Annotated in this window: 17 protein-coding genes; 13 read left to right on the forward strand and 4 right to left on the reverse strand. The window is 71.1% G+C overall.

Annotated elements, in window-relative coordinates:
* The first annotated feature begins 13 nt into the window (after positions 1–13).
* Genes ACFZDK_RS17505 through ACFZDK_RS17515 form a run of 3 tightly spaced genes read left to right on the forward strand, consistent with a single transcriptional unit; the run spans position 14 to position 2,952 of the window.
* Positions 14–949, forward strand: coding sequence for an ATP-binding cassette domain-containing protein (locus ACFZDK_RS17505; RefSeq protein WP_390973336.1), 936 nt, complete (start codon positions 14–16; stop codon positions 947–949).
* Positions 946–1,722, forward strand: coding sequence for an ABC transporter permease (locus ACFZDK_RS17510; protein ID WP_390973338.1), 777 nt, complete (start codon positions 946–948; stop codon positions 1,720–1,722). Before ACFZDK_RS17505 ends, ACFZDK_RS17510 begins: the two co-directional genes overlap by 4 nt.
* A 33-nt stretch (positions 1,723–1,755) precedes the next feature.
* A complete protein-coding gene (locus ACFZDK_RS17515) occupies positions 1,756–2,952 on the forward strand; it encodes a CoA transferase (protein WP_390973340.1) in 1,197 nt (398 codons plus the stop codon).
* Positions 2,953–2,981: 29 nt separating this feature from the next.
* Here ACFZDK_RS17515 and ACFZDK_RS17520 read toward each other — a convergent pair whose 3' ends face one another.
* The 3 genes from ACFZDK_RS17520 to ACFZDK_RS17530 all read right to left on the reverse strand — a co-directional run bounded on the left by ACFZDK_RS17520 (position 2,982) and on the right by ACFZDK_RS17530 (position 4,720).
* On the reverse strand, positions 2,982–3,251 hold the full coding sequence (locus ACFZDK_RS17520; RefSeq protein ID WP_359208981.1) for a hypothetical protein: 270 nt from the start codon (positions 3,249–3,251) through the stop codon (positions 2,982–2,984).
* Between the two features lie 126 nt (positions 3,252–3,377).
* Positions 3,378–4,181 (reverse strand): anti-sigma factor domain-containing protein, encoded by an 804-nt coding sequence (locus ACFZDK_RS17525; RefSeq protein ID WP_390973341.1) that lies wholly within the window; start codon positions 4,179–4,181, stop codon positions 3,378–3,380.
* Positions 4,178–4,720, reverse strand: coding sequence for an ECF RNA polymerase sigma factor SigK (locus tag ACFZDK_RS17530; RefSeq protein ID WP_390973343.1), 543 nt, complete (start codon positions 4,718–4,720; stop codon positions 4,178–4,180). The genes ACFZDK_RS17525 and ACFZDK_RS17530 overlap by 4 nt, the downstream gene beginning before the upstream one ends.
* Positions 4,721–4,927: 207 nt before the next feature.
* Between ACFZDK_RS17530 and ACFZDK_RS17535 the strand changes: the two genes are divergently transcribed.
* The 4 genes from ACFZDK_RS17535 to ACFZDK_RS17550 all read left to right on the forward strand — a co-directional run bounded on the left by ACFZDK_RS17535 (position 4,928) and on the right by ACFZDK_RS17550 (position 11,316).
* Positions 4,928–6,457 (forward strand): DUF4331 family protein, encoded by a 1,530-nt coding sequence (locus ACFZDK_RS17535; RefSeq protein ID WP_390973345.1) that lies wholly within the window; start codon positions 4,928–4,930, stop codon positions 6,455–6,457.
* Between the two features lie 133 nt (positions 6,458–6,590).
* Positions 6,591–8,000, forward strand: a complete 1,410-nt coding sequence (locus ACFZDK_RS17540; RefSeq protein WP_390973347.1) for a tetratricopeptide repeat protein — start codon at positions 6,591–6,593, stop codon at positions 7,998–8,000.
* Positions 7,997–9,679 (forward strand): sulfite exporter TauE/SafE family protein, encoded by a 1,683-nt coding sequence (locus ACFZDK_RS17545; RefSeq protein ID WP_390973349.1) that lies wholly within the window; start codon positions 7,997–7,999, stop codon positions 9,677–9,679. The genes ACFZDK_RS17540 and ACFZDK_RS17545 overlap by 4 nt, the downstream gene beginning before the upstream one ends.
* 26 nt (positions 9,680–9,705) lie before the next feature.
* The gene (locus ACFZDK_RS17550; RefSeq protein WP_390973350.1) at positions 9,706–11,316 is read left to right on the forward strand and encodes a protein kinase; all 1,611 of its coding nucleotides are present in this window, start codon (positions 9,706–9,708) and stop codon (positions 11,314–11,316) included.
* A 47-nt stretch (positions 11,317–11,363) separates the two neighbouring features.
* Here the strand turns inward: ACFZDK_RS17550 and ACFZDK_RS17555 are convergent, their stop codons facing one another.
* The gene (locus ACFZDK_RS17555; RefSeq protein WP_390973352.1) at positions 11,364–12,161 is read right to left on the reverse strand and encodes a GDSL-type esterase/lipase family protein; all 798 of its coding nucleotides are present in this window, start codon (positions 12,159–12,161) and stop codon (positions 11,364–11,366) included.
* Between the two features lie 326 nt (positions 12,162–12,487).
* Between ACFZDK_RS17555 and ACFZDK_RS17560 the strand changes: the two genes are divergently transcribed.
* The 6 genes from ACFZDK_RS17560 to ACFZDK_RS17585 all read left to right on the forward strand — a co-directional run bounded on the left by ACFZDK_RS17560 (position 12,488) and on the right by ACFZDK_RS17585 (position 21,127).
* Positions 12,488–13,696 carry a S8 family serine peptidase gene (locus tag ACFZDK_RS17560; RefSeq protein ID WP_390973353.1) on the forward strand — a complete coding sequence of 403 codons (1,209 nt, stop codon included), beginning with the start codon at positions 12,488–12,490 and terminating at the stop codon, positions 13,694–13,696.
* 71 nt (positions 13,697–13,767) lie between these two features.
* Positions 13,768–14,286, forward strand: a complete 519-nt coding sequence (locus ACFZDK_RS17565) for a hypothetical protein (protein WP_390973354.1) — start codon at positions 13,768–13,770, stop codon at positions 14,284–14,286.
* Positions 14,287–14,688: 402 nt separating this feature from the next.
* Positions 14,689–15,510: a glycosyltransferase gene (locus ACFZDK_RS17570; protein WP_390973356.1), complete on the forward strand. Its 822-nt coding sequence runs from the start codon at positions 14,689–14,691 to the stop codon at positions 15,508–15,510.
* A complete protein-coding gene (locus ACFZDK_RS17575) occupies positions 15,507–16,496 on the forward strand; it encodes a glycosyltransferase (RefSeq protein WP_390973358.1) in 990 nt (329 codons plus the stop codon). The genes ACFZDK_RS17570 and ACFZDK_RS17575 overlap by 4 nt, the downstream gene beginning before the upstream one ends.
* Positions 16,489–17,289 (forward strand): polysaccharide deacetylase family protein, encoded by an 801-nt coding sequence (locus ACFZDK_RS17580; RefSeq protein WP_390973359.1) that lies wholly within the window; start codon positions 16,489–16,491, stop codon positions 17,287–17,289. The genes ACFZDK_RS17575 and ACFZDK_RS17580 overlap by 8 nt, the downstream gene beginning before the upstream one ends.
* Positions 17,282–21,127: a lipopolysaccharide biosynthesis protein gene (locus ACFZDK_RS17585; RefSeq protein ID WP_390973360.1), complete on the forward strand. Its 3,846-nt coding sequence runs from the start codon at positions 17,282–17,284 to the stop codon at positions 21,125–21,127. The genes ACFZDK_RS17580 and ACFZDK_RS17585 overlap by 8 nt, the downstream gene beginning before the upstream one ends.
* The last annotated feature ends 12 nt before the right edge of the window (positions 21,128–21,139 follow it).

The following is a 21,139-nucleotide window of genomic DNA, read 5'->3' on the forward strand; positions in this document are numbered from 1 at the left end:
CTATGGTCGCCCCATGACAACTACGTACGCTGTACTTAGTGAAGGTCTGGAGAAGCGCTTCGGCGAGGTGCACGCGCTGCGCGGTCTCGATCTGGCCGTGCGGCAGGGCTCGGTGTGCGGGCTGCTCGGGCCGAACGGGGCGGGGAAGACGACGGCCGTACGCGTGTTGACCACGCTCCTGCGGCCCGACGCGGGCTCCGCCCGCGTCGCGGGGCACGACCTGGTCCGGGACGCGGCGGCCGTCCGCCGCGCCATCGCCATAACCGGCCAGTACGCCTCCGTCGACGGCGACCTCACCGGGCGCGAGAACCTGCGTCTCTTCGCCCGCCTGCACCGGGTGCGCGGGCCGAACGACCGCGCGGCCGAGCTCCTCGACCGTTTCGGCCTCACCGAGGCCGCCGACCGCAGGGCGGCCACCTACTCGGGCGGCATGCACCGCCGGCTCGACCTCGCGGCGAGCCTGGTCCGGCGGCCCGAGGTGCTGTTCCTCGACGAGCCGACCACCGGCCTCGACCCGGTCAGCCGGTCCCGCATCTGGGACGCGGTCCGCGAGCTGGCGGCCGACGGCACGACCGTGCTGCTGACCACGCAGTACCTGGAGGAGGCCGACCGGCTCGCCGACGACATCGTGCTGATCGACCGGGGCCGCGCGGAGCGGACCGGTTCGCCCGCCGAGCTGAAGGCACTCGTCGGATGGCACGCGGAGGCGGTGGTCGCCGACCCGGACGCGCTGCCGAAGGCCGCCGCCGTCCTCGATCGGCTCACGGGGGCCGAGCCGCGGTTCGACCACGAGCGGAACACCGTCGGCGCCGTGACCATGGACCCGACACTCACCCTCCCCCGCCTGGTGCGGGAACTCGACGCGGCGGGGGTGCCGTTGCTCGACGCGAGCCTCAGATCGCCGACCCTGGACGACGTCTTCCTGCGGCTGACGGGAAGTGCCGCATGAGCGCGCTCGCGTACGACGGTGCCGCGATGGCGGGCCGGCAGCTGCGCCGGGTCCGCAACAACCCCGGTCTCGCGGTCCTCACCCAGCTGATGCCGGTCAACATGCTGCTGTTCTTCGGCTATGTCTTCGGCAGCGCGCTGGCGATGCCCGGCCCGCAGTACCGCTCCTTCCTGGTCCCGGGGCTGCTGGTGGCGACCGCGGCCGGCGGGGTGATGACCGGCATGTTCCAGGCCGCCGCCGACACGCACCGGGGCGTGACGGACCGCTTCCGGACCATGCCGGTGAGCCGGGCCGCCGTACCCCTGGGGCAGGCGGCGGCCGATCTCGTGGTCACGGCGATCGGTACCGTGCCGCTGCTCCTGGTGGGCCTGGCCGTGGGCTGGCGCGTCGAGGGCTCGGCCGCCGGGGCCCTCGGTGCCGTAGGCCTGTTGCTGCTCTTCCGGTTCGCGTGCACGACCGTCGGCATCTTCCTCGGCCTGCTCACCCGCAGCGAGGACGCGGCCGGTCAGCTCGGCGCCTCCTCCTTCGTGCTGCCGTTGCTCTCGAACGCCTACATCCCGACCGGCAATCTGCCGGGCTGGCTGCGCGCGCTCGCCGAGTGGAACCCGATCAGCGCGGTGACGACGGCCCTGCGCGAGCTCTTCGGCAACGCTCCGGTCCCCGCGGGCGCGGCCTGGCCGGTGGCCCACCCGGTCGCGGGCTCGCTCGCCTGGAGCGCGCTCCTGATCGCCGTGTTCCTGCCCCTGGCGATCCGCAGGTACGGGCGCTGCTGACAAACCCGCCGCTCACGGGACATGATCCGGCCCATGGACCGTCTCCCGCTGCCCCTGAGGGGCATCACCGTCGTCGCCGTCGAACAGGCCGTGGCCGCCCCCTTCGCCACCCGGCAGCTCGCCGATCTCGGCGCCCGGGTGATCAAGGTCGAGCGGATCGACGGCGGTGATTTCGCGCGCGGTTACGACTCCGCCGCCCGCGGCCTCGCCTCGCACTTCGTGTGGTGCAACCGGGGCAAGGAGTCCATCGCGCTGGATCTGAAGGACCCGCGCGGGCTGGAGATCGTGCGCAGGCTGGTCGCGGAGGCGGACGTCTTCGTGCAGAACCTGGCGCAGGGGGCCGCCGCCCGGCTCGGCCTGGACGCGGCCACGCTGTGTGCCGCGCACCCGCGGCTGGTCGCCGTGGACATCTCCGGATACGGCGCGTCCGGGCCGTACGCCGACAAACGCGCGTACGACATGCTCGTGCAGTGCGAGGCGGGGCTGGTGTCGGTCACCGGGACGCCGGAGCAGCCGGTGAAGGCCGGGATCCCCGCGGCGGACATCGCGGCGGCCATGTACGCCTTCTCGGGCGTGCTGGCGGCACTGGTGCGGCGGGGGGCCACCGGGCGGGGCGGGCCGGTGGAGGTGTCGATGCTGGAGTCGCTCGCCGAGTGGCTGGGGCATCCGCTGCACCACACCCTCCACGGCGGGACCCCGCCCGAGCGCACGGGCCTCGCGCACGCGGTGATCGCGCCGTACGACGCCTACCCGACCGCGGACGGCGGGCGGGTGCTGCTGTCGGTGCAGAACGACCGGGAGTGGCGGCGGCTGGCCGAACGCGTGATCGGGCAGCCGGAGTTGGGTGCGGATCCGGCGTTCGCGACGAACCCGGCGCGGGTGGCGAACCGGGAGCGGACCGACGAGCTGGTCGGACGGGCGCTGAAGGCGCTGGACACCGACGAGGCGCTGGCCCGGCTGGAGGCCGCGGGCATCGCGTGCGCACGGCTCCGGGATCTGCACGAGCTGGCGGAGCATCCACAGTTGGCGGCCCGGGAGCGGTGGCGGGAAGTGGGGTCGCCGGTCGGGCCGCTGCGTGCGCTGCTGCCGCCCATCACGCTGCCGGGCGGGGACGAGGCGCGGATGGGCGATGTGCCCGCGCTCGGACAGCACACCGAGGCGCTGCTGCGTGCCGTGGGGATGACGGACGCCGAGAGAGCAGCGCTGCGCCGGGACGGTGTGACTGTCTGAGCGCGGACCTGACGGTCAGGCCGGTCGGTTCAGTGCTTGCTCCCACCGAACAGCGAACGGCGCAGCCGGCGCAGTGGCGCGAAGAGGGAGACACGGCTGACCCGTGCGCCCCGGTCGCTGCGCTGCGCGGGTTCACGCGCGGTCAGCTCACGCATCAGTGACGTCGCCTCGACCGCCTGCTGCTGCGGTATGGCCGGCCCCGACAGCACCGACAGATGGCGGTCGAGGCGCGAACTGGTCGCGCTGCTCCCGCAGGTGATCGCAGGAACCCTCGCCCTGCTGCGTGTTATCTGATCCATGTCACTCCCCACCCGTACGAGTCCACCCGGCCCAGGCAGGGTAACCCTATCGCCCCGATGGGGCACTCGTGTATCGCGGTCACAGGATTCACCTTCCCCGCAAGGGTGTTGACAACGCTTGTTTGATTACTCTCCGAATCCAACTGATTTCAGGGCGAGTTGGACAACCGGCTGGCTGGTAGGCTGCGCCGACCCCCCGGCGGGCTCGACAGTCACCGCGAGTGACGTCGCGGACTTGCCCAGACCCTTGGCGATCAGTGGCGTGTCGGCCTTGAAAAGCCCGAGGGAGCGCGGTTGCACACGAGGGCGCATGAGCCAGAGCTGGTGTACCCGGCCATCGGACGGGGTGCCGTACCCGCTGAGGGTGACGACGGCCTGGCCCTCGGATGCGGAGGCCACCGCTCCGATACTTCGGCCCTCGGCATCCTTGGCACTGGTCGCGAGCGCGTCGGGCGCGGCCAGAACGTGGGCGATCTCACGCGACTGGGCCCGCTCGGCGTCGAGCTGATCCTTCGTCCGGTCGGCCTGCACCGCGAAGAGCGAGGCGACGACCAGCGCGGCGGCCGCGGTGGCGGTGGCGAACGGCACGAACAGGGGGCGCGGCCGGCGGCGTTGCGGCGGGGGCTGGGCGCCCCAGACGTGCGGCGGGAGGTTGGGGACGCGCTCCTGGCCGGGGGCCGGCTCCTGCGGGGTGGCGCGTACGGCGGCCAGCACGCGGTTGCGCATCGTGAGGGGCGGCAGGGCGGCCGTGGACCAGGCGAGCCGTACCGCGTCCTCGGTCAGCGCCCGGACCTCGGCGGCGCACCTCTCGCAGTCCTTGAGGTGCTTCTCGAAGCGGCGCCGCTCGCCGGGCTCCAGGGCGTCCAGGGCGTAGGGCGCGGCCAGGGAGTGCAGATCCTCGCGGTGCAGCAGACGGCCGACCAGGCTCATGCGACACCTCCCAGGCACTCGCGCAGCCGGGTGAGTCCGTCGCGCATCCGCGTCTTGACCGTACCCAGCGGCAGCTTCAGCCGCTCGGCCACCTCACGGTACGTGTAGCCGTCGTAGTAGGCGAGGGTGACGGACTGGCGCTGCAGGGCGGTGAGCCGGTCCAGGCAGCGGCGCACCCATTCGCGCTCCAGGCCGGCCTCGACCTCCTCGGCGACCTGGTCGAAGGCCGGTTCGCCGGCCCGGATCGCCTCGCGCTGCTCGCGTTCGCCGGCCGCGCGGGCGCTGCGCACCCGGTCGACGGCGCGGCGGTGGGCGAGGGTGAGGATCCAGGAGAGGGCACTGCCCCGGCCGGGGTCGAACTTGGGTGCGGAGCGCCAGAGTTCGAGGAGCACCTCCTGGGCGACCTCCTCGGACTGCGCGGGGTCGCGGACCACGCGCCGGACGAGCCCGAACACCGGCCCGGACACCAGTCCGTAGAGGTCCTCGAAGGCCTTCTGGTCACCGCCCGCGACGAGCACCAGCAGTTCGTCCGCCTGCACCCCGTCCCCCCTTCTGTGGCCGCACCCGGCCCGTCCTCCCGCACCCTGCATTCGCAACTGGACGCACCTCCGGCAGAAGTACGTAAGCGGAAGGCAAAAACGCGGGTCGAGCAGGAAGAAAAGATTTTTTTCTTCCGACCAATCCAAACGGCCCTCCTGCTCCGTATACCCGTCCGTCAAGCAAGTTGGGACCGAGGGACGGACGGCATGACACCTCTAATCTCCAGGAGCGGTGCGGGGCGCAAGGGCCTTGTCACTCTCATCTGTGGGGCACTGGCCACCGGCGGGATCACAGCCGCCAGCGTCGCCGCGCTGGAACCGGGGGTGGCCGCTGCCTCCTCCCACCGGGAAGCCCCCCTTATCTCCGGGACCCCCCAGTACGACAACACGGACCTGTACGCGTTCGTGAGCCCGGACAAGTCCGACACGACGACGATCGTGTCGGACTACATCCCCTTCGAGGAGCCGGCGGGCGGCCCGAACTTCTACCAGTTCGCGGATGACGCCCAGTACGACATCCACATCGACAACAACGGTGACGCGAAGGACGACCTGATCTTCCGTTACACCTTCAAGACCCAGATCAAGAACAAGAAGACGTTCCTCTACAACACGGGCGTGGTCGACAACCTGACCGACCCGGATCTGAACGTCACGCAGTCGTACAACCTCGATCTGATCAAGCTCAAGAACGGCAAGAAGCAGTACACGACGCGGATCGCCAGCGACATCCCGGCGGCCCCGTCGAACGTCGGCAAGGCGTCGATGCCGGACTACGCGAAGCTGCGTTCCCAGGCCATCTACAAGACGTCCAACGGCGGCGCCACCTTCGCCGGCCAGGCCGACGACCCGTTCTTCGCCGACCTGCGCGTCTTCGACCTGCTGTACGGCGGCAACCTCAGCGAGGTCGGCCGGGACACCCTGAAGGGCTACAACGTCAACACCATCGCCCTGCAGGTGCCGAACGACCTGATCCGGCAGTCGAAGAGCCGTCCGACCGTCGGCATCTACGCGACGACCCAGCGCAGGAACGCGCAGGGCTACTACGCGCAGGTCTCGCGCCTCGGCAACCCGCTGGTCAACGAGGTCGTCAACCCGCAGAAGGACAAGGACAAGTTCAACGCGTCCGAGCCCAAGGACGACGCGCAGTTCCTGAAGAACGTCACCAATCCGGAGCTGCCGAAGCTCATCGAGGCGATCTACAACATCAAGGCGCCGTCCGAGCCCCGCAACGACCTCGTCAGCGTGTTCCTCACGGGCGTCAAGGGCCTCAACACGCTGCAGCCGTACGCGACGCCGTCGGAGATGCTCCGGCTGAACACGTCCATCAAGCCGACGGCCAAGCCGAAGCGGCTCGGTGTGCTGGACGGCGACAACGCGGGCTTCCCGAACGGGCGTCGGCTCACCGACGACGTGATCGACGAGGCGCTGCAGGTCGTCGAGGGCGAACTGGTCGGTTCCAAGAACGACCTGGGCGACGCGGTCGACAAGAACGACAAGAGCTTCGAGAAGTACTTCCCGTACGTGGCCGAGCCGACGTCCGGTTCGCGCGGTGCGCTCGCCAAGGGCACCGGCAGCGGAAGCACCACGAAGAGCGCGCTGGGTGACACCCTGTCCGGCTCCGGTGGCAGCAACACGACGCTGATCGCCGGATCGGCGGCCGCGGGCGCGGCCGGTGTGCTGCTGATCGGCACGGCGTTCGGCTGGTGGCGGCGCCGGATGCAGCGTCCGTACTAGGACGTCAGCAGGACGTCGGATTCCCCCCACGCACCACATCCCCCCACGTCACGAACTGGCGCGGCCCGCTCCCACCCAATCCCCCACGGCAGCGGGCCGCGCCGCCCCATGCGGCATCTATCTAGGAGAGGGCATGGCCCCGGGTACGAACGAGAAGCAGCCCACAGAGGCCAAGGACGACGAGCGGGTCACCGCCCTGCGCCGGTTCGCCGCCGCGGGACGCAACTGGCGCCGGGCCCAACTCGCCGGTTCCGCCGCACTGCTGGCCATCGCGTTGACCGGCGGGGCGATCGCCTTCGGGGCGTCCGGGAACAGCGGTACGGCGCCGATGGCCTCGTCCAGTGCCGTGTCGCCCGGGCTGCTCGCGAGCGGCAGCCTCGACGCGAGCATCGCCTCTCTCCAGGCCCATCTCCGTACCCAGCCCAAGGACTCCGACAGCTGGGCGACCCTGGGGCTCGCCTATGTCGAGCAGGCCCGTACCAAGGGCGACCCGTCCCGCTACCCGCAGGCCGAGAAGTCCCTGAAGCGGGCGCTGCAGATCACCCCGGGCAACGACCAGGCGCTGGCCGGCGAGGCCGCGCTCGCCGCCGCCCGGCACGAGTTCGCGCAGGCGCTCACCTACGCGGACCAGGCCCTCAAGCAGAACCCGTACAGCGCGGACGCCCTGTCCTCCCGTATCGACGCCCTGGTCGAGCTCGGCCGCTACGACGACGCGGCGAAGGCGGCCGACCTGGCCGACCAGCGCAAGCCGGGCGTCCCGGTGTTCACGCGGTACGCGTACGTCCGGGAGCTGCGGGGCGACGTGAAGACCGCCCGGCGGGTGCTGCAGCAGGCGCTGTCCACGGCCACCTCGAAGGGCGACATCGCCTACGTGTCCGCGCAGCTCGGTCTGCTCGCCTGGAACCAGGGCGACTACAAGAGCGCGCTGGACTACTACGCCCGCGCCCTCACCGCCGACGAGAACTACCTCCCCGCGCTGGAGGGCCGGGCCCGCGCCCAGGCGGCGAGCGGCGACCGGGCCGACGCCATCAAGGGCATGGAACTGGTCGTCTCCCGCTATCCGCTGCCCCAGCCGCTCGTCGAACTCGGTGAGCTGTACGAGGACCGGGGCGCCAAGGGCGACAAGGCGAAGGCCGAGGACCAGTACGCGCTCGTCGAGGCCTGGATCGCGCTCGCCCGCGCCAACGGCGTCAACGCCGACCTGGACACCGCCCTCGCCGCCGCCGACCACGGCGACAAGGCCGAGGCGCTGAAGGCCGCCCGCGCCGAGTGGGCCCGCCGGCACACCGTGCACACGGCGGACGCGCTGGCCTGGGCCCTGCACGTCAACGGCAAGGACAAGGAGGCGTTGCCGTACGCCCGGCAGGCCTCCGCCACCGGCTACCGCAACGCCTCCTTCAGCTACCACCTCGGCATCATCGAGCTGGCCGACGGGCAGAAGGCGGCCGGCCGCGCCGCCCTCACCAAGGCCCTCAAGCTCAACCCCGGCTTCTCCCCGCTGGGCGCCCGCGCGGCCCGAAAGGCGCTGGAGGCCTCGAAGTGAACCTCCGCCGCCCCGCCGCCGCGGCCGCCGTCCTCACGGCGGCCTGCGCCCTCACCCTCCTCCCGGCCGCGGCCGCGAGCGCACACCCGCTGGGCAACTTCACCGTCAACCGGTACGACGGTCTCGTCGCCGCCCCCGGGCAGCTCCGCGTCGACCACGTCGAGGATCTCGCCGAGATCCCGGCGACCCAGGCCAAGCCCGATCTGAAGCGGCTGGGCACGGCCAAGTGGGCCGAGCAGCGCTGCGCGACCGCGGCCGGGGGCAGCAAGCTCACCGTCGACGGCACGGCGACGCCGCTGACCGTCACCGCCAGCCACGCCGAACTCCGCCCCGGACAGGCCGGGTTGAACACCCTGCGGGTCGAGTGCCGCTTCACCGCGCCGTTCCCCAGGAGCACCACGGCCACCCTCACCTTCCACAGCGAGGGCACCGCCACCGGCCCCGGCTGGCGGGAGATCACGGCACGCGGCGACCGGATGACGCTCACGAAGACGGACGTGCCGAAGACGTCCGTCTCGCACGAACTGACCAGCTACCCCAAGGACCTGCTCTCCTCCCCGGCCGACATCACCACGGCCGCCGTACACGTCCGGCCGGGCGGCCCGGCCCTCGCCGCCGAGCGCCAGGACACCCCGGGCGCCGCGATCCTCCCCCGCGGCATCGACCGCTGGACCCAGGCCCTCACCGACCTGGTCGCCCGCAACCACCTCACCGTCGGCTTCGCCACGCTCGCGCTGTTCATCGCGATCGCCCTCGGCGCGGTGCACGCCCTCGCCCCGGGCCACGGCAAGACCCTGATGGCGGCGACGGCGGCGGCCCGCGGCGGCCGCGCCCGCCTCCGTGACGTCCTCCCGCTGGCCGCGTCGGTGACGGTCACCCACACCCTGGGCGTGGTGGCCCTGGGCATCCTGGTGACGGCGGGCTCGGCGGCGACGCCGTCGGTGATCGCCTGGCTGGGCACCGCGAGCGGGCTCATGGTCCTCGCCGCGGGCGTGAACCTGACCCGCCGGGCCTGGCGGAACCGGATCCCCCAGCAGGCCCACCGCCACGGGCACGACCACGATCACGACCACGCGGAGACCGGGGACCGTCAACTGGCCCTTGTCGGCACGGCGCACCCGCACGACCACGGACACGGCCACGGCCACGGCCACGGCCACGCGCACTCGACCGAGCACAACCACGATCACGGGCACGACCACGGGCACACCCACGACCACGGTGACGGTCACGGTCACACGCACGACCATGACCATGAGCACACGCACGACCACGACCACAACCCCGGACACACCCACTCCCACGGCGGGTTCACGCACACGCACAGCACCGCCCCGACCCTGCGCGGCACGATCCTCCTCGGCTTCGCCGGTGGCCTGGTGCCCAGCCCCTCCGCCGTCGTGGTCCTGGTCGGCGCCGCCGCCCTCGGGCAGGCCTGGTTCGGGCTGCTCCTCGTGGTCGCCTACGGCGTCGGTCTCGCGCTCACCCTGACCGCCGCCGGGTTCGCCGTCGTCAAGCTGGGTACGGGAATGACCCGGGTGATGGACAAACGCCCGCGCTGGACCGCCCACCCCACGGCCGCCCTGGTCCGCAGGACCATCCCGCTCGCCTCGGCGCTCGTGGTCGTGGCCCTGGGTGCCGGACTGGTGCTCAAGGGGGCCGCATCCGCACTCCTTTGAGTTACGTTTGTGATGAATAACGCGAGATGCCGTGGGGGGCACCCGTGACCGAAGAGCCGGGCCGTGAGCGAGTGATCGCGGGCCGCTACCGACTGCTGTCCCCGCTGGGCGAGGGCGGCATGGGCACCGTGTGGCGAGCCCGCGACGAGGTGCTGGGCCGTGAGGTCGCCGTCAAGGAGGTGCGGGCGCCCGCCGGACTTCCCGGCCCCGACGTCGAGCGGATGTACGCCCGTCTGGAGCGCGAGGCCTGGGCCGCGGCCCGGGTCGCCAACCGCAACGTGGTGACCGTGTACGACGTGGCGATGGAGGGCGGACGGCCCTGGATCGTCATGGAGTTGATCCCGGGGGTGTCCCTCGCCGACGTGCTGGACGCGGAGGGGCCGATGTCCCCGCAGCGGGCCGCGGGCATCGGCGCCGAGGTGCTGTCCGCGCTGCGGGCCGCGCACTCCGCCGGGGTGCTGCACCGGGACGTGAAGCCGGGCAACGTACTGCTGTCGAACGACGGCCGGGTGGTGCTCACCGACTTCGGGATCGCCACGGTCGAGGGCAGCTCCGCGCTGACCATGACCGGCGAGGTGATCGGCTCGCCCGAGTTCCTCGCCCCGGAGCGGGCGCTGGGGCGCGCGTTCGGCCCCGAGTCCGATCTGTGGTCGCTCGGCGTGCTGCTGTACGCGGCGGTCGAGGGCGCCTCCCCCTTCCGGCACGACACCCCGCTGAGCACCCTGCGCGCGGTGGTGGACGAGGAGTTGCCGCCGCCGTACCGGGCCGGACCGCTGGGCCCGGTCATCGAAGGGCTGCTCCGCAAGGACCCGGCCGAGCGGACCCCCGCCGACCAGGCCGAGCGGGACCTGCGGCTGGTCGCGGCCGGGGGCACCCCGCACACGGCCGTCACCGTGCCGGTCCCGGCGCCGAACGAGGCGCCGACCCTGGTCGCCGGCCGGCCCCTGCCGTCCTCCCTCACGCCCCCGCTGCCCACCCCGGCCAACTCCCGGCCGCCCGCCGCCGACCGGAACTCCAACCGCAGCGCCGGCACCGTCCTGCTCATCGGCCTGGTGCTGGTCGTCCTCGCGCTCGGCGGGCTGACGTACGCCCTGCTCAACCGTGACAACGGCGGCGGGGACGGCAACGACGCCGGGGCGAGCCAGTCGGCCGGCAACCTCAGCTCCCCGGCGCCCAGTCGGAGCAGCAGCACCAAGGAGGAGTCGCCGTCGGCGTCCGCGTCGGCGAGCAGCGAGCCCGCGCAGAGCGTGAAGGTCAGTGTGGCCGGATCCCGCACCGACTACTCGGGCGGCTGTCCGCCGTCGACCGCGCAGGCGCCCTCGTTCACGGCGACGTTCACGGTCGGGAGCGTGCCGGTGGACGTGCAGTACCGGTGGGTGCTGAAGGACGGAAAGCTCGACGACCAGGGCTGGAAGACGCTGTCGTTCCCGGACGGCGGCGGGAGGTCCCAGCAGACCAGGGTGACCGTGACGACCTGGTCCGACAGCGGGACGCTGAACGACGCGATCGCGGTCGAGGTGCGCAGCCCGGTGAAGACCACGTCCAACTCGGTGCCGTTCTCGGTGACCTGCACCGGGACGACGGAGACCCCGACCGACGGGGCCTCCGCCTCGCCTTCGCCGTCAAGCTCGTACTGAAGTACCTGAAGTACCTGAAGTACCTGAAGTACCTGACGTACCGAAGGTCACGCGTTGCTGGTCAGGACCGGCAGATAGCCGCCGGACTGGCCGGCCGCGGTGGGGTGGTACGACTCGCCGATGTCCAGCCAGTTGACGCTGTGCAGCCAGGAGCTGCCGGAGCAGATCTCGTGGCCGGTGAACGTGGTGCGGACGTCGCCGAAGACGAACCCGTGGTCGGCGGCGCGCTTGGCGATCGCGGTGTCGATGTAGTCGGCGGCGTTGTTGATGGCGGAGCGCTTGGTCGCGGAGAGGCCGAGGCAGGTGATGCCCAGCTTGTAGAAGCGGGGGTAGCCGAGGACGACCACCTTGGCGTTGGGGGCCTTGGCGGTGATCGCGTCGTAGACGTCGTCGAGTTTGCCGGGGAGCGTGGAGTCGACGTATGCCTCGGCGGTGCTGATCCGGGACAGGCAGGTGCTGTCGGAGCTGAGCACACAGGTCGTCATGACGTCGGCGAAGCCCGCGTCGTTGCCGCCGATGGTGATCGAGACCAGGGCGGTCGAGGAGCTGAGCGAGCCGAGCTGGCCGGAGAGCACGTCGTCGGTCGTGGCTCCCGAACAGGCGAGGAACGAGAACGAGGACGGGCTGTGGGCCGCGTTCCACAGGTACGGGTAGGCGTTGGTGCTGCGGTCGCAGCTGCCGCTCGAGCTGATGTAGCTGCCGGCGCCGACGCCCGAGGAGTACGAGTCACCGAGCGCCACATAGCCCCCGGTTGCGGCCTGGGCTTCGGTCGCGGCCCCGGTGAGGGCGAGGCCGGTGGCGAGGAGGAGTGAAGTCACGTATGCCGTAATTCGGGAACGTCTCATGGAACCTCCCTTTAGCAGGATCTCTGCCACAACTTTCGTACCAACTACGCGTGTTGACGGGAAGTGTCCATGCCAAAACTTTTCAGGGCTCAACCAGCCCCTACCGGACCGATCCTGTGCGTTCCCGGTGCGCTTGATTACGTGTCCATGACAGCTCTGTGACAGGTCGTCAACTCCCTTGTCCTTTGCCTCGGGAAAACCGATTCTTTACTCGGCCCGTAGGCGGAACGCGACGCTCCCGGGCCGTGTGCGCGAAGCCGCGCGCACACCCCCACATGCGCGCGCCTGACCCGGACGCGCGCCGCCTTGAGGAGGAAACCCTCGTAATGGCACATCTGCGTACCCAGAAGCTGCGGTTCGCCGCCGTCACGACCGTGGCGGCCGCCGCCCTCGTCGGCGGACTCACCGCACTCCCCGCCCAGGCCGCACCCGCCACCGGCAAGGTGCTGCACGCCGGCTCCCCCACGGCCGTCAAGGGCAGCTACATCGTCACCCTCAAGAACAGCGCGGGCTTCAAGGCCTCCTCGACGGAGGGCAAGGGCCTGATCAAGGAGTACGGCGGCGCGGTCAGGAAGACCTTCGGCAAGGTGCTGAACGGCTACTCGGCCAGGCTCTCGGCGAGCCAGGCCGCGAGACTCGCCGCCGACCCGGCGGTGGCGACGGTCGAGCAGGACCAGACGGTCCGGCTCACCGACACCACGCAGTCCAGCGCCCCCTGGGGCCTGGACCGCATCGACCAGGCGAGCCTGCCGCTGTCCGGCACCTACACCTACCCGGACAGCGCGGGCAGCGGGGTGACCGTCTATGTGATCGACACCGGTGTGCGCATCACCCACACCCAGATCAGCGGCCGTGCGTCCTACGGCTATGACGCGGTCGACGGCGACACCACCGCCTCCGACGGCAACGGTCACGGCACCCATGTGGCGACCACCATCGCCGGTACGACCTACGGTGTGGCGAAGAAGGCCGGCATCGTGGCGGTGCGGGTGCTGGACAACAGCGGTTCGGGCACCACGGCCGGGGTGATCGCGGGCATCGACTGGGTGACCTCGAACCACACCACCCCGGCGGTCGCCAACATGTCGCTCGGCGGCTCGGCCTCCACCTCGCTCGACACCGCGGTCGCCAACTCCATAGCCAGTGGGGTGACCTACGCGATCGCGGCGGGCAACAGCAGCGCCAACGCCTCCTCGTACTCCCCGGCCCGGGTCTCGACCGCGATCACCGTCGGCGCCACCACCAGTTCCGACGCCAAGGCCAGCTACTCCAACTACGGCTCGGTCCTGGACATCTTCGCGCCCGGCTCCTCGATCCTGGCGGGCTACAACACCAGCGACACCGCCACCGCCACCCTGTCGGGCACCTCCATGGCCACCCCCCACGTGGCGGGCGCGGCCGCCGTGTACCTCGCGGGCCACACCTCCTCCACCCCGGCCCAGGTGGCCACGGCACTCGTGAACGGCGCGACGTCCAACGTGCTCACCAGCGTGGGCACCGGCTCGCCGAACAAGCTCCTGAAGATCGTGTCGTAAACGGTCCGCGGTACGGGCTGAAATCGAACGACTTGTTCCCCGGAGGCACCAGGTGTCTCCGGGGAACGGTCATGTCCGGAGACCCGCTTGACGCCTCCGTTCGTCTGCGCGACATTGAAGCCCGGCATCCGACGCCTTGGGGGGCAAAGTCGGCCATGCAGACCATAAGGCTCAAGACATCATCAACAGCGGAGGAACGGGCACGGTCGGGACCGGGGAGGGACCTGGGGCCGCTGCTCGCGGGAGCCGCGACGGCCGTCGCCGGGACCGGCGCGCTGCTCGCGCTGACCGACTCGGCCTCGCCGTTGCGCGGGCTCCTCACGCTGTTCTTCCTGCTCGCCGCGCCGGCCGTGGCGATCGGACTGGCGCTGCGCGGACTCGATCCGTTCGCGCGCGCGCTGACCGCTCTCGCGGGTGCCGTCGCCCTGGACATGCTGGTGGCCCAGGGCATGATCGCCACCCACCGCTGGTCCTGGCGCGGCGGAATCGTCGCGGTGACCGTGATCAGCCTGCTGCTGCTTCTGCTGGTGCGAATGCGACCAGTGGAGCGAATTCTCGAACGGATCAGGAAAATTCGTTCGAGGCAATGAACAAGGTCGGCCAAAGTTGTGTAACGGCCAAACCAACAAAAACGTGAGGCTCAGTTCCAGGACTTGCCATACTGGTCCAATCGTCAATACCGTCGTACATCTCACCCGCATCGGATCGTCACTACGCGGCTCTAGGGGAGGGCTCAAGGACCGCGATGTTCCGGGCGGGGCGCGGTAGGGGGGTGCCGTGCTCGGTGACCGCAATGCGTATGACCACTGTCGTTTCCGAGTCGTGCCGCGCGACCGGCTGCCGTTTTCCGGCAGACCGGCCAGCTTTGCCAGCTCACCTGCGGGTACGGAGATCCGTCTTCCGTGCCACGGGTGAGAACCCCCCTTTCGAACCGGATACCAAGCCGGGCCGCCCAGGGGCGGGCGGTCCACCGGACGAGAGGGACAAGACTCATGAGTTCTGTTCTGCGCCCGCCGACTGCGGGCCAAGATCCCTTAATGGCGGCCGAATACCGGCCGATCTCCTCTCACCTGGCGATCACACCGCCGGTGAGCGTGGTGATCCCCGCCATGAATGAGGCGGAGAATCTCCCCTACGTCTTCAAGACACTTCCGGGCTGGATACACGAAGTGGTTCTTGTGGACGGAAATTCCACCGACAACACCGTGGAAGTGGCGCGGGAGTTGTGGCCGGAAGTGAAAGTCGTCGAACAGAGTGGCAGGGGCAAGGGGGACGCCCTGATCACCGGGTTCGAGGCGTGCACCGGCGACATCATCGTCATGGTGGACGCGGACGGCTCGGCCGACGGCCACGAGATCGTGTCGTACGTCTCCGCCCTGGTCTCGGGCGCCGACTTCGCCAAGGGCTCGCGCTTCGCCAACGGCGGCGGCACGGACGACATGACCTTCATCCGCAAGCTCGGCAACTGGGCGCTGTGCACGGTCGTCAACCGCAAGTTCGGCGCCCGCTACACCGACCTCTGCTACGGGTACAACGCGTTCTGGCGGCACTGCCTCGACAAGATCGACCTCGACTGCACCGGCTTCGAGATCGAGACCCTGATCAACATCCGGGTCGTCAAGGCGGGCCTGAAGGTGCAGGAGATACCCAGCTACGAGTACCTCCGCATCCACGGCACCAGCAACCTGCGCGCCGTACGCGACGGCCTGCGGGTGCTCAAGGTGATCCTCAAGGAGCGCTCCAACCGGCGTGACCTGCGCCGGCAGGTGCGGCACTCCCCGATGCTCGGCACGGGCCAGGGAGAGTCGTCTTGAGCGATCCCGACCTCTCCGTCGTGATCTGCGTCTACACCGAGGACCGCTGGGAGGACATCCTCGCGGCGGTCTCCTCGGTGCGCGCCCAGTCGTACCCGGCGCTGGAGACCCTGCTGGTCGTCGACCACAACCCGGCGCTCCTGGAACGGCTCACGAAGGAGTACAAGCAGAGCGCGGAGGTGCGGGTGCTCGCCAACGCGGGTCCCCGCGGCCTGTCCGCCGGCCGCAACACGGGCATCGCCGCCTCCTACGGCGAGGTGATCGCCTTCCTCGACGACGACGCCGTGGCCGAACGGGACTGGCTGCGCCGCTTCGCCGAGGGGTACGCCGACCCGAAGGTGATGGCGGTCGGCGGCCGGACCGTGCCCGTCTGGGCCTCGGGCCGCCGCCCCGACTGGTTCCCGGAGGAGTTCGACTGGGTCGTCGGCTGCACCTACAAGGGGCTCCCGGCGGGCCGCGTGCGGGTCCGGAACGTCCTCGGGGGAAACGCCTCCTTCCGGCGTACGGCCTTCGACGTGGCGGGCGGCTTCGCCACCGGCATCGGCCGCGACGGCGACAAACGCCCGCTGGGCTGCGAGGAGACGGAGCTGTGCATCCGCCTCACCCGGGCCCGCCCGGACGCGGTCCTCCTCATCGACGACCGCGCGGTGATCCACCACCGGGTGCCGGAAGTCCGGGAGCACTTCGGCTACTTCCGCACCCGCGCCTACGCCGAGGGCCTCTCCAAGGCCCTGGTCGCCCGGAGCGTCGGCGCCGACAAGGGACTGGAGTCCGAACGCCGGTACACCACGCGTGTGCTGCCCGCGGGGGTCGCTCGTGGCCTGCGGGACGCACTGCTGGCCCGGCCGGGCGGCGCGGGCCGGGCGGGCGCGATCGTCGCCGGGGTGCTGACGGCCGCCGGCGGCTATGTGGTGGGGAGCGTCCGGGCGCGGCGGGGCGGGGCGACCTTCTCCGTCGCCGAGATCCAGGGGGGTTCCGATGGCTGAGGCACCGGTGCCGATCCTCATGTACCACTCGGTCGCCACCTCGCCCAACGACGCCACCCGCGCCCTGTCGGTGGCGCCGGAGGCGTTCGCCGAGCAGATGGCGCTCATCGGCGACCTGGGCCTGACCCCGCTCAGCACGGCCGAACTGGCCGCGGGCTGGCGCTTTGGCCGCCCGCTGCCCGACCGGCCCGTCCTGATCACCTTCGACGACGGCTACGAGGGCGTGCACCGGCATGCCCTGCCCGTCCTCGCCAAGCACGGTTTCGCGTCCACCCTGTTCGTCTCCACGGGCTGGATCAGGGGCGCGTACGACACCGGAGGCGGCCTGGACGCCATGCTCGACTGGGACCAGGTGCGCGCCCTCGCGGACGCCGGCTGCGAGATCGGCGGGCACAGCCACACCCACCCGCAGCTCGACCAGCTGACCGACGACGGGCTGCGCGAGGAACTGGCGCGCAGCACGGAGATAGTCGCCGGGGAACTGGGCGCCGAACCGGCCTCGTTCGCCTACCCGTACGGCTACTCCAGCCGCCGGGTCCGGCAGGCCGTCCGGTCGGCCGGGTACGCCCAGGCGCTCGCCGTCGGCAACGGTCTCGCCCGCCGCCGTCAGGGACCGTACGCGCTGCGACGCGTCACCGTGCGCCGCGGTACGGACGCCGAGGAGTTCACGCGGCTGCTCGAAGGCCGCGCGATCGCCCGCACCTTCGCCAGGGACCGTGCCCTCACCCAGGGGTACGCCGTTGTCCGCAGAGCCCGCCAGGTCCGCCGGAAGGCCAGCCGTTCCCGTGTCTGACACGACCACCACAACCGAGGCCGCGCACACCGAGACGTCGGCGCCCGAGCAGTCGGGGCGCCGTCTTCGCCTGCCCGGACGGAACGGCTCGTCCGGCGGCAGTCCCCTTTTCCGCAACGCCTACGCGCTGATGCTCAACACGGGCATCTCCGCCGTGCTGGGCCTGGGCTTCTGGCTGGCCGCGGCCCGCTACTACTCGGAGTCGGCGGTCGGCCAGGGTTCCGCCGCCATCGCCGCGATGAAGCTCCTGGCGGGCCTGACCGCGGTCACCCTGACCGGCGCGCTGGCCCGCTTCATCCCGGTGGCGGGCCGGAACACCGGGCGGCTCATCTTCCGTACCTACGCGGGCAGTTCGCTGATCGTGGCAGTGGCGGCCGGGGTCTTCCTGATGACGCTGGGCGTGTGGGGGCCGTCGTACCGCTTCCTGCACGGGCCGCTGCCCGGGCTGGGGTTCGTCGTCGCGGTCATCGCCTGGAACCTGCTCACGCTGCAGGACGGGGTGCTGACCGGGCTGCGCAGCGCGCCCTGGGTGCCGGTCGGCAACACCGTTTTCTCCGCTGTGAAGCTGGCGCTCCTCGTCGCCTTCGCGGCGGCGGTCCCGGTGGCCGGTGTCTTCGTCTCCTGGGTCGCGGCGATCGCCACCTCGGTGGTGCCGCTGGGCTGGCTGGTGTTCCGGCGGCTGGTGCCCCGGCACATCAGGGCGACCGAGGACCACGCGAAACCGCCCACGCTGAAGGAGATCGGCAGGTTCCTGGCCGGCGACTACACCGGCTCGCTGTTCTCCCTGGCCGTGGTCTACCTGGTCCCGGTGATCATCGCCTCGCAGGTCAGCTCCGAGGACAACGCGTACTTCTACATCACCACGACCATAGGCGGCACCACCAACCTGCTCGCCATCAACATGGGCGCCTCGCTGACCGTCGAGGGCTCGCACGACCCGGCCCGGCTGGCCGCCAACACCCGGGCGGCGCTGAAGCGGATGGCCCGGATCATGATCCCCATCTGCGCGCTGCTGTTCTTCGGGGCGCCCTGGATCCTCGGCGTCTTCGGCCCCGGCTACGCGGACGCGGCGACCCCGCTGCTGCGCTGGTTCGCGGTCGGCGCCCTGCTGCGGGTCGTGATGGAGACCTACTTCGCGGTGCTGCGCGCGCAGAGCCGCACCGCCGGACTGGCCTGGCTGCAAGGGCTGTTGTGCCTGCTGGTCCTCGGCCTGACCCTGCTGCTCCTGCCCCGGATGGGGCTGACCGGCGCGGGCGTGGCCGAGATCTCCAGCCTCGCGGTGATCGTGACGATCGCGGCACCCCGGCTGTGGAAGACGCTCCGGGCGGCCCCGTCCGAGATCCCTGAGGACGCGGCACCGGACGGGGACCTGGCCGACCTGGGAACGCTCCCCCACTCTCGGCTTCGCTCGAGCGGGGGGACCCCCATGGTCCCGCCCGCCGCGGCCTCCCGCAGGCGGGGCCCGGCCTGGGCGCTGGACTCCGACACCCTCGCCCTCGGCATCCATGTCGACTTCGACCATGTGGAGCGCCGCCCGGACGTACGGCCGGGACCGGGAACTCCGCCCACGGGTACGCCCGTTGTACGACCCGACGACCGTCCGACGTGGGCGCTGCGCCCGCCGCGGAACCTGGGGTTGCCGGTGGAGGAGAGGGAACCGGGGGCGGAGGCCTCGCTCGGTCCTGCCGAGGCCTCGCTGCTGAAGGAGGCGGAGGTCGACGCCCCGTTCGGGGAGGCGGTCGTAGCGGAGGAGCCGGAAGCGCCAAAAGCGCCCGCCGAGGCTCCGGAGGAGTCCGCGCCCGCGCGCTCGCTGCGGGAGCGGCTGACCCCCACCCGCCCGGGCGTCGTACTCGGCTGTCTCCTGGTCGCCGCCCTGTTGCTGTACTGGGTGCCGGCGGCCCGGCTGGACGACTCCGACCTGGACCGGATGGGCGGGCTCGGGCTGATCTCGGTGCTGCCGCTGCCCACGCTGGTCGGTGCGGCCCTGCTGATCACGGTGTTCGCCGCGCTGCTGTGGCTGCGCCGGGAGCACAAGGCGCTGCTGCTGGTCACGTTGCTGGCGACGGTCGTGTCGCTGCATGCCCTGCCCGCCGTGATCGAGACGGAACCGCGCTTCCCGACCGCCTGGCAGCACCTCGGGTTCATCGACTACATCGACCGCACCGGCTCGGCCGTACCTGACCTGGACGCCCGCTGGAGCTGGCCGGGCTTCTTCGCGGCGGCCGCCTTCATCGGCCGGGCCTGCGGGGTCACGGACTACACCGAGGTCATCCGCTGGTGGCCGACCTTCATCCAACTGGCCTATCTGGCACCGATGTTCCTGCTCGTTCGGTCGTTGCGGGCGAGCTGGCGGGCGAAGTGGACCGGTATCTGGATCTTCGTGCTGTGCGGCTGGGTCGGCCAGGACTACTTCTCCCCGCAGGGCTTCACCTATCTGCTCTATCTGATGTTCGTGGCGATCCTGCTGGTCTGGTTCCGCGCCCCGCACGTCATCTGGACGAGGTTCCGCCCCGGCGAGGCGGAGGTCGAACCGACGAACCGCCGCCAGCAGGCCGTGCTGCTCATGGTGCTGATCGGCCTGTACGCGGCGACCGTCCCGGCGCACCAGCTCACCCCGTTCGTGATGCTGGGCGTGCTGGCGGCCCTGGTCCTGATCGGCCGGTCCGAACTGCGCGGCCTGCCGCTCCTGTTCGGGGTGGTCGCGGCCGTGTGGCTGGGCTTCATGGCCGAGCCGTACTGGTCCGGTCACTTCAACGAGCTGTTCGGCGGGGTCGGCGGCGTCGGCAGCAACGTCTCCACCTCCGTCTCCGGCCGTATCCAGGGCGGCAGTTCGACCCACAAGCTGGTCCTGTACGTCCGGGTCCTGCTGGCCGGCGGGATGATGACGTTCGCGGTCTGGGGCTGGTGGCGCCGCCGCTTCCACAGGTACCGCGAGCGGTCCCTGCTGGTCCTGGCCTTCGTCCCGTTCCTGGGCTTCGGCATGCAGTCGTACGGCGGCGAGATGGCGCTGCGCGTCTTCATGTTCGCCCTGCCGGGCGCGGCCCTGCTCGCCGCTCTCGCCCTGTTCCCGCGCACCGGGGCCACGGCGAAGGAACGCGAGAAGGACCGGGTCAGTCTGGCCCCGGTGGCCGCCCTGCTGGCGGGGCTGCTGCTCATGGGCGGCTTCCTGGTGGCCCGTTGGGGCAACGAGTCCTTCGAGCGGGTGCGGCCCGGCGAGGTCGCCGCCATGGACTACGTCTACGCCCACGACAAGCCGACGGTACGGCTGCTGTGGCTGAGCAACGACACGGTCAACGACGTGACCCCGGCGATCCCGTGGGGCGCGAAGGACATGGAGCGGGTCGACTATGTGCCGACGCTCGCGCCGACCGACCCGGTCCTGGTGTCGAGCCTGGTCAAGGCGCTCAAGGACGCCGGCCCGAACTCGTATCTGATGATCAACCGGAGTCAGGTCGTCTATCTCCAGATGGACGCCGGCTACTCGGCGACCTGGGAGAGCCGGCTGATCCAGAACCTGGACAACCGGCAGGACCTGACGAAGGTCCTGGTCAACGACGACGTGACCATGTACGCGCTGCGTACGCGACCGCCGGGTGCGGTGGCCGAGCCGGATCCGGGTCCGATCGGGCCGCGGGTCACCTGGACGCCGTGGTCGGTGGTCGGCGGTCTCGCCGCGGTGGCGCTGGTCCTGCTGCTGACGGCACGCGAGGTGGTCCGGGTCGCGGTCCGGCCCGGGGTGCGCCGGCTGCGGTGGCTGCAGGGCAGTTTCTGGTTCTCGCTGCCGCTGCTCGCGGTGCTGCTGGCGTCGTTGGCGCAGCGGTTCCTGACCCTGAAGTAGCGCTGCGAGGTC

This window comes from Streptomyces sp. NPDC007901, from assembly GCF_042959465.1.
Lineage (GTDB): Bacteria > Actinomycetota > Actinomycetes > Streptomycetales > Streptomycetaceae > Streptomyces.

Excerpts from the sequence above, each read along its gene's own strand:
- ACFZDK_RS17505 (WP_390973336.1), top strand. The coding sequence starts at position 14 with ATGACAACTACGTACGCTGTACTTAGTGAAGGTCTGGAGAAGCGCTTC.
- ACFZDK_RS17510 (WP_390973338.1), top strand. The coding sequence starts at position 946 with ATGAGCGCGCTCGCGTACGACGGTGCCGCGATGGCGGGCCGGCAGCTG.
- ACFZDK_RS17515 (WP_390973340.1), top strand. The coding sequence starts at position 1,756 with ATGGACCGTCTCCCGCTGCCCCTGAGGGGCATCACCGTCGTCGCCGTC.
- ACFZDK_RS17520 (WP_359208981.1), bottom strand. The coding sequence starts at position 3,251 with ATGGATCAGATAACACGCAGCAGGGCGAGGGTTCCTGCGATCACCTGC.
- ACFZDK_RS17525 (WP_390973341.1), bottom strand. The coding sequence starts at position 4,181 with ATGAGCCTGGTCGGCCGTCTGCTGCACCGCGAGGATCTGCACTCCCTG.
- ACFZDK_RS17535 (WP_390973345.1), top strand. The coding sequence starts at position 4,928 with ATGACACCTCTAATCTCCAGGAGCGGTGCGGGGCGCAAGGGCCTTGTC.
- ACFZDK_RS17540 (WP_390973347.1), top strand. The coding sequence starts at position 6,591 with ATGGCCCCGGGTACGAACGAGAAGCAGCCCACAGAGGCCAAGGACGAC.
- ACFZDK_RS17550 (WP_390973350.1), top strand. The coding sequence starts at position 9,706 with ATGCCGTGGGGGGCACCCGTGACCGAAGAGCCGGGCCGTGAGCGAGTG.
- ACFZDK_RS17555 (WP_390973352.1), bottom strand. The coding sequence starts at position 12,161 with ATGAGACGTTCCCGAATTACGGCATACGTGACTTCACTCCTCCTCGCC.
- ACFZDK_RS17560 (WP_390973353.1), top strand. The coding sequence starts at position 12,488 with ATGGCACATCTGCGTACCCAGAAGCTGCGGTTCGCCGCCGTCACGACC.
- ACFZDK_RS17565 (WP_390973354.1), top strand. The coding sequence starts at position 13,768 with ATGTCCGGAGACCCGCTTGACGCCTCCGTTCGTCTGCGCGACATTGAA.
- ACFZDK_RS17570 (WP_390973356.1), top strand. The coding sequence starts at position 14,689 with ATGAGTTCTGTTCTGCGCCCGCCGACTGCGGGCCAAGATCCCTTAATG.
- ACFZDK_RS17580 (WP_390973359.1), top strand. The coding sequence starts at position 16,489 with ATGGCTGAGGCACCGGTGCCGATCCTCATGTACCACTCGGTCGCCACC.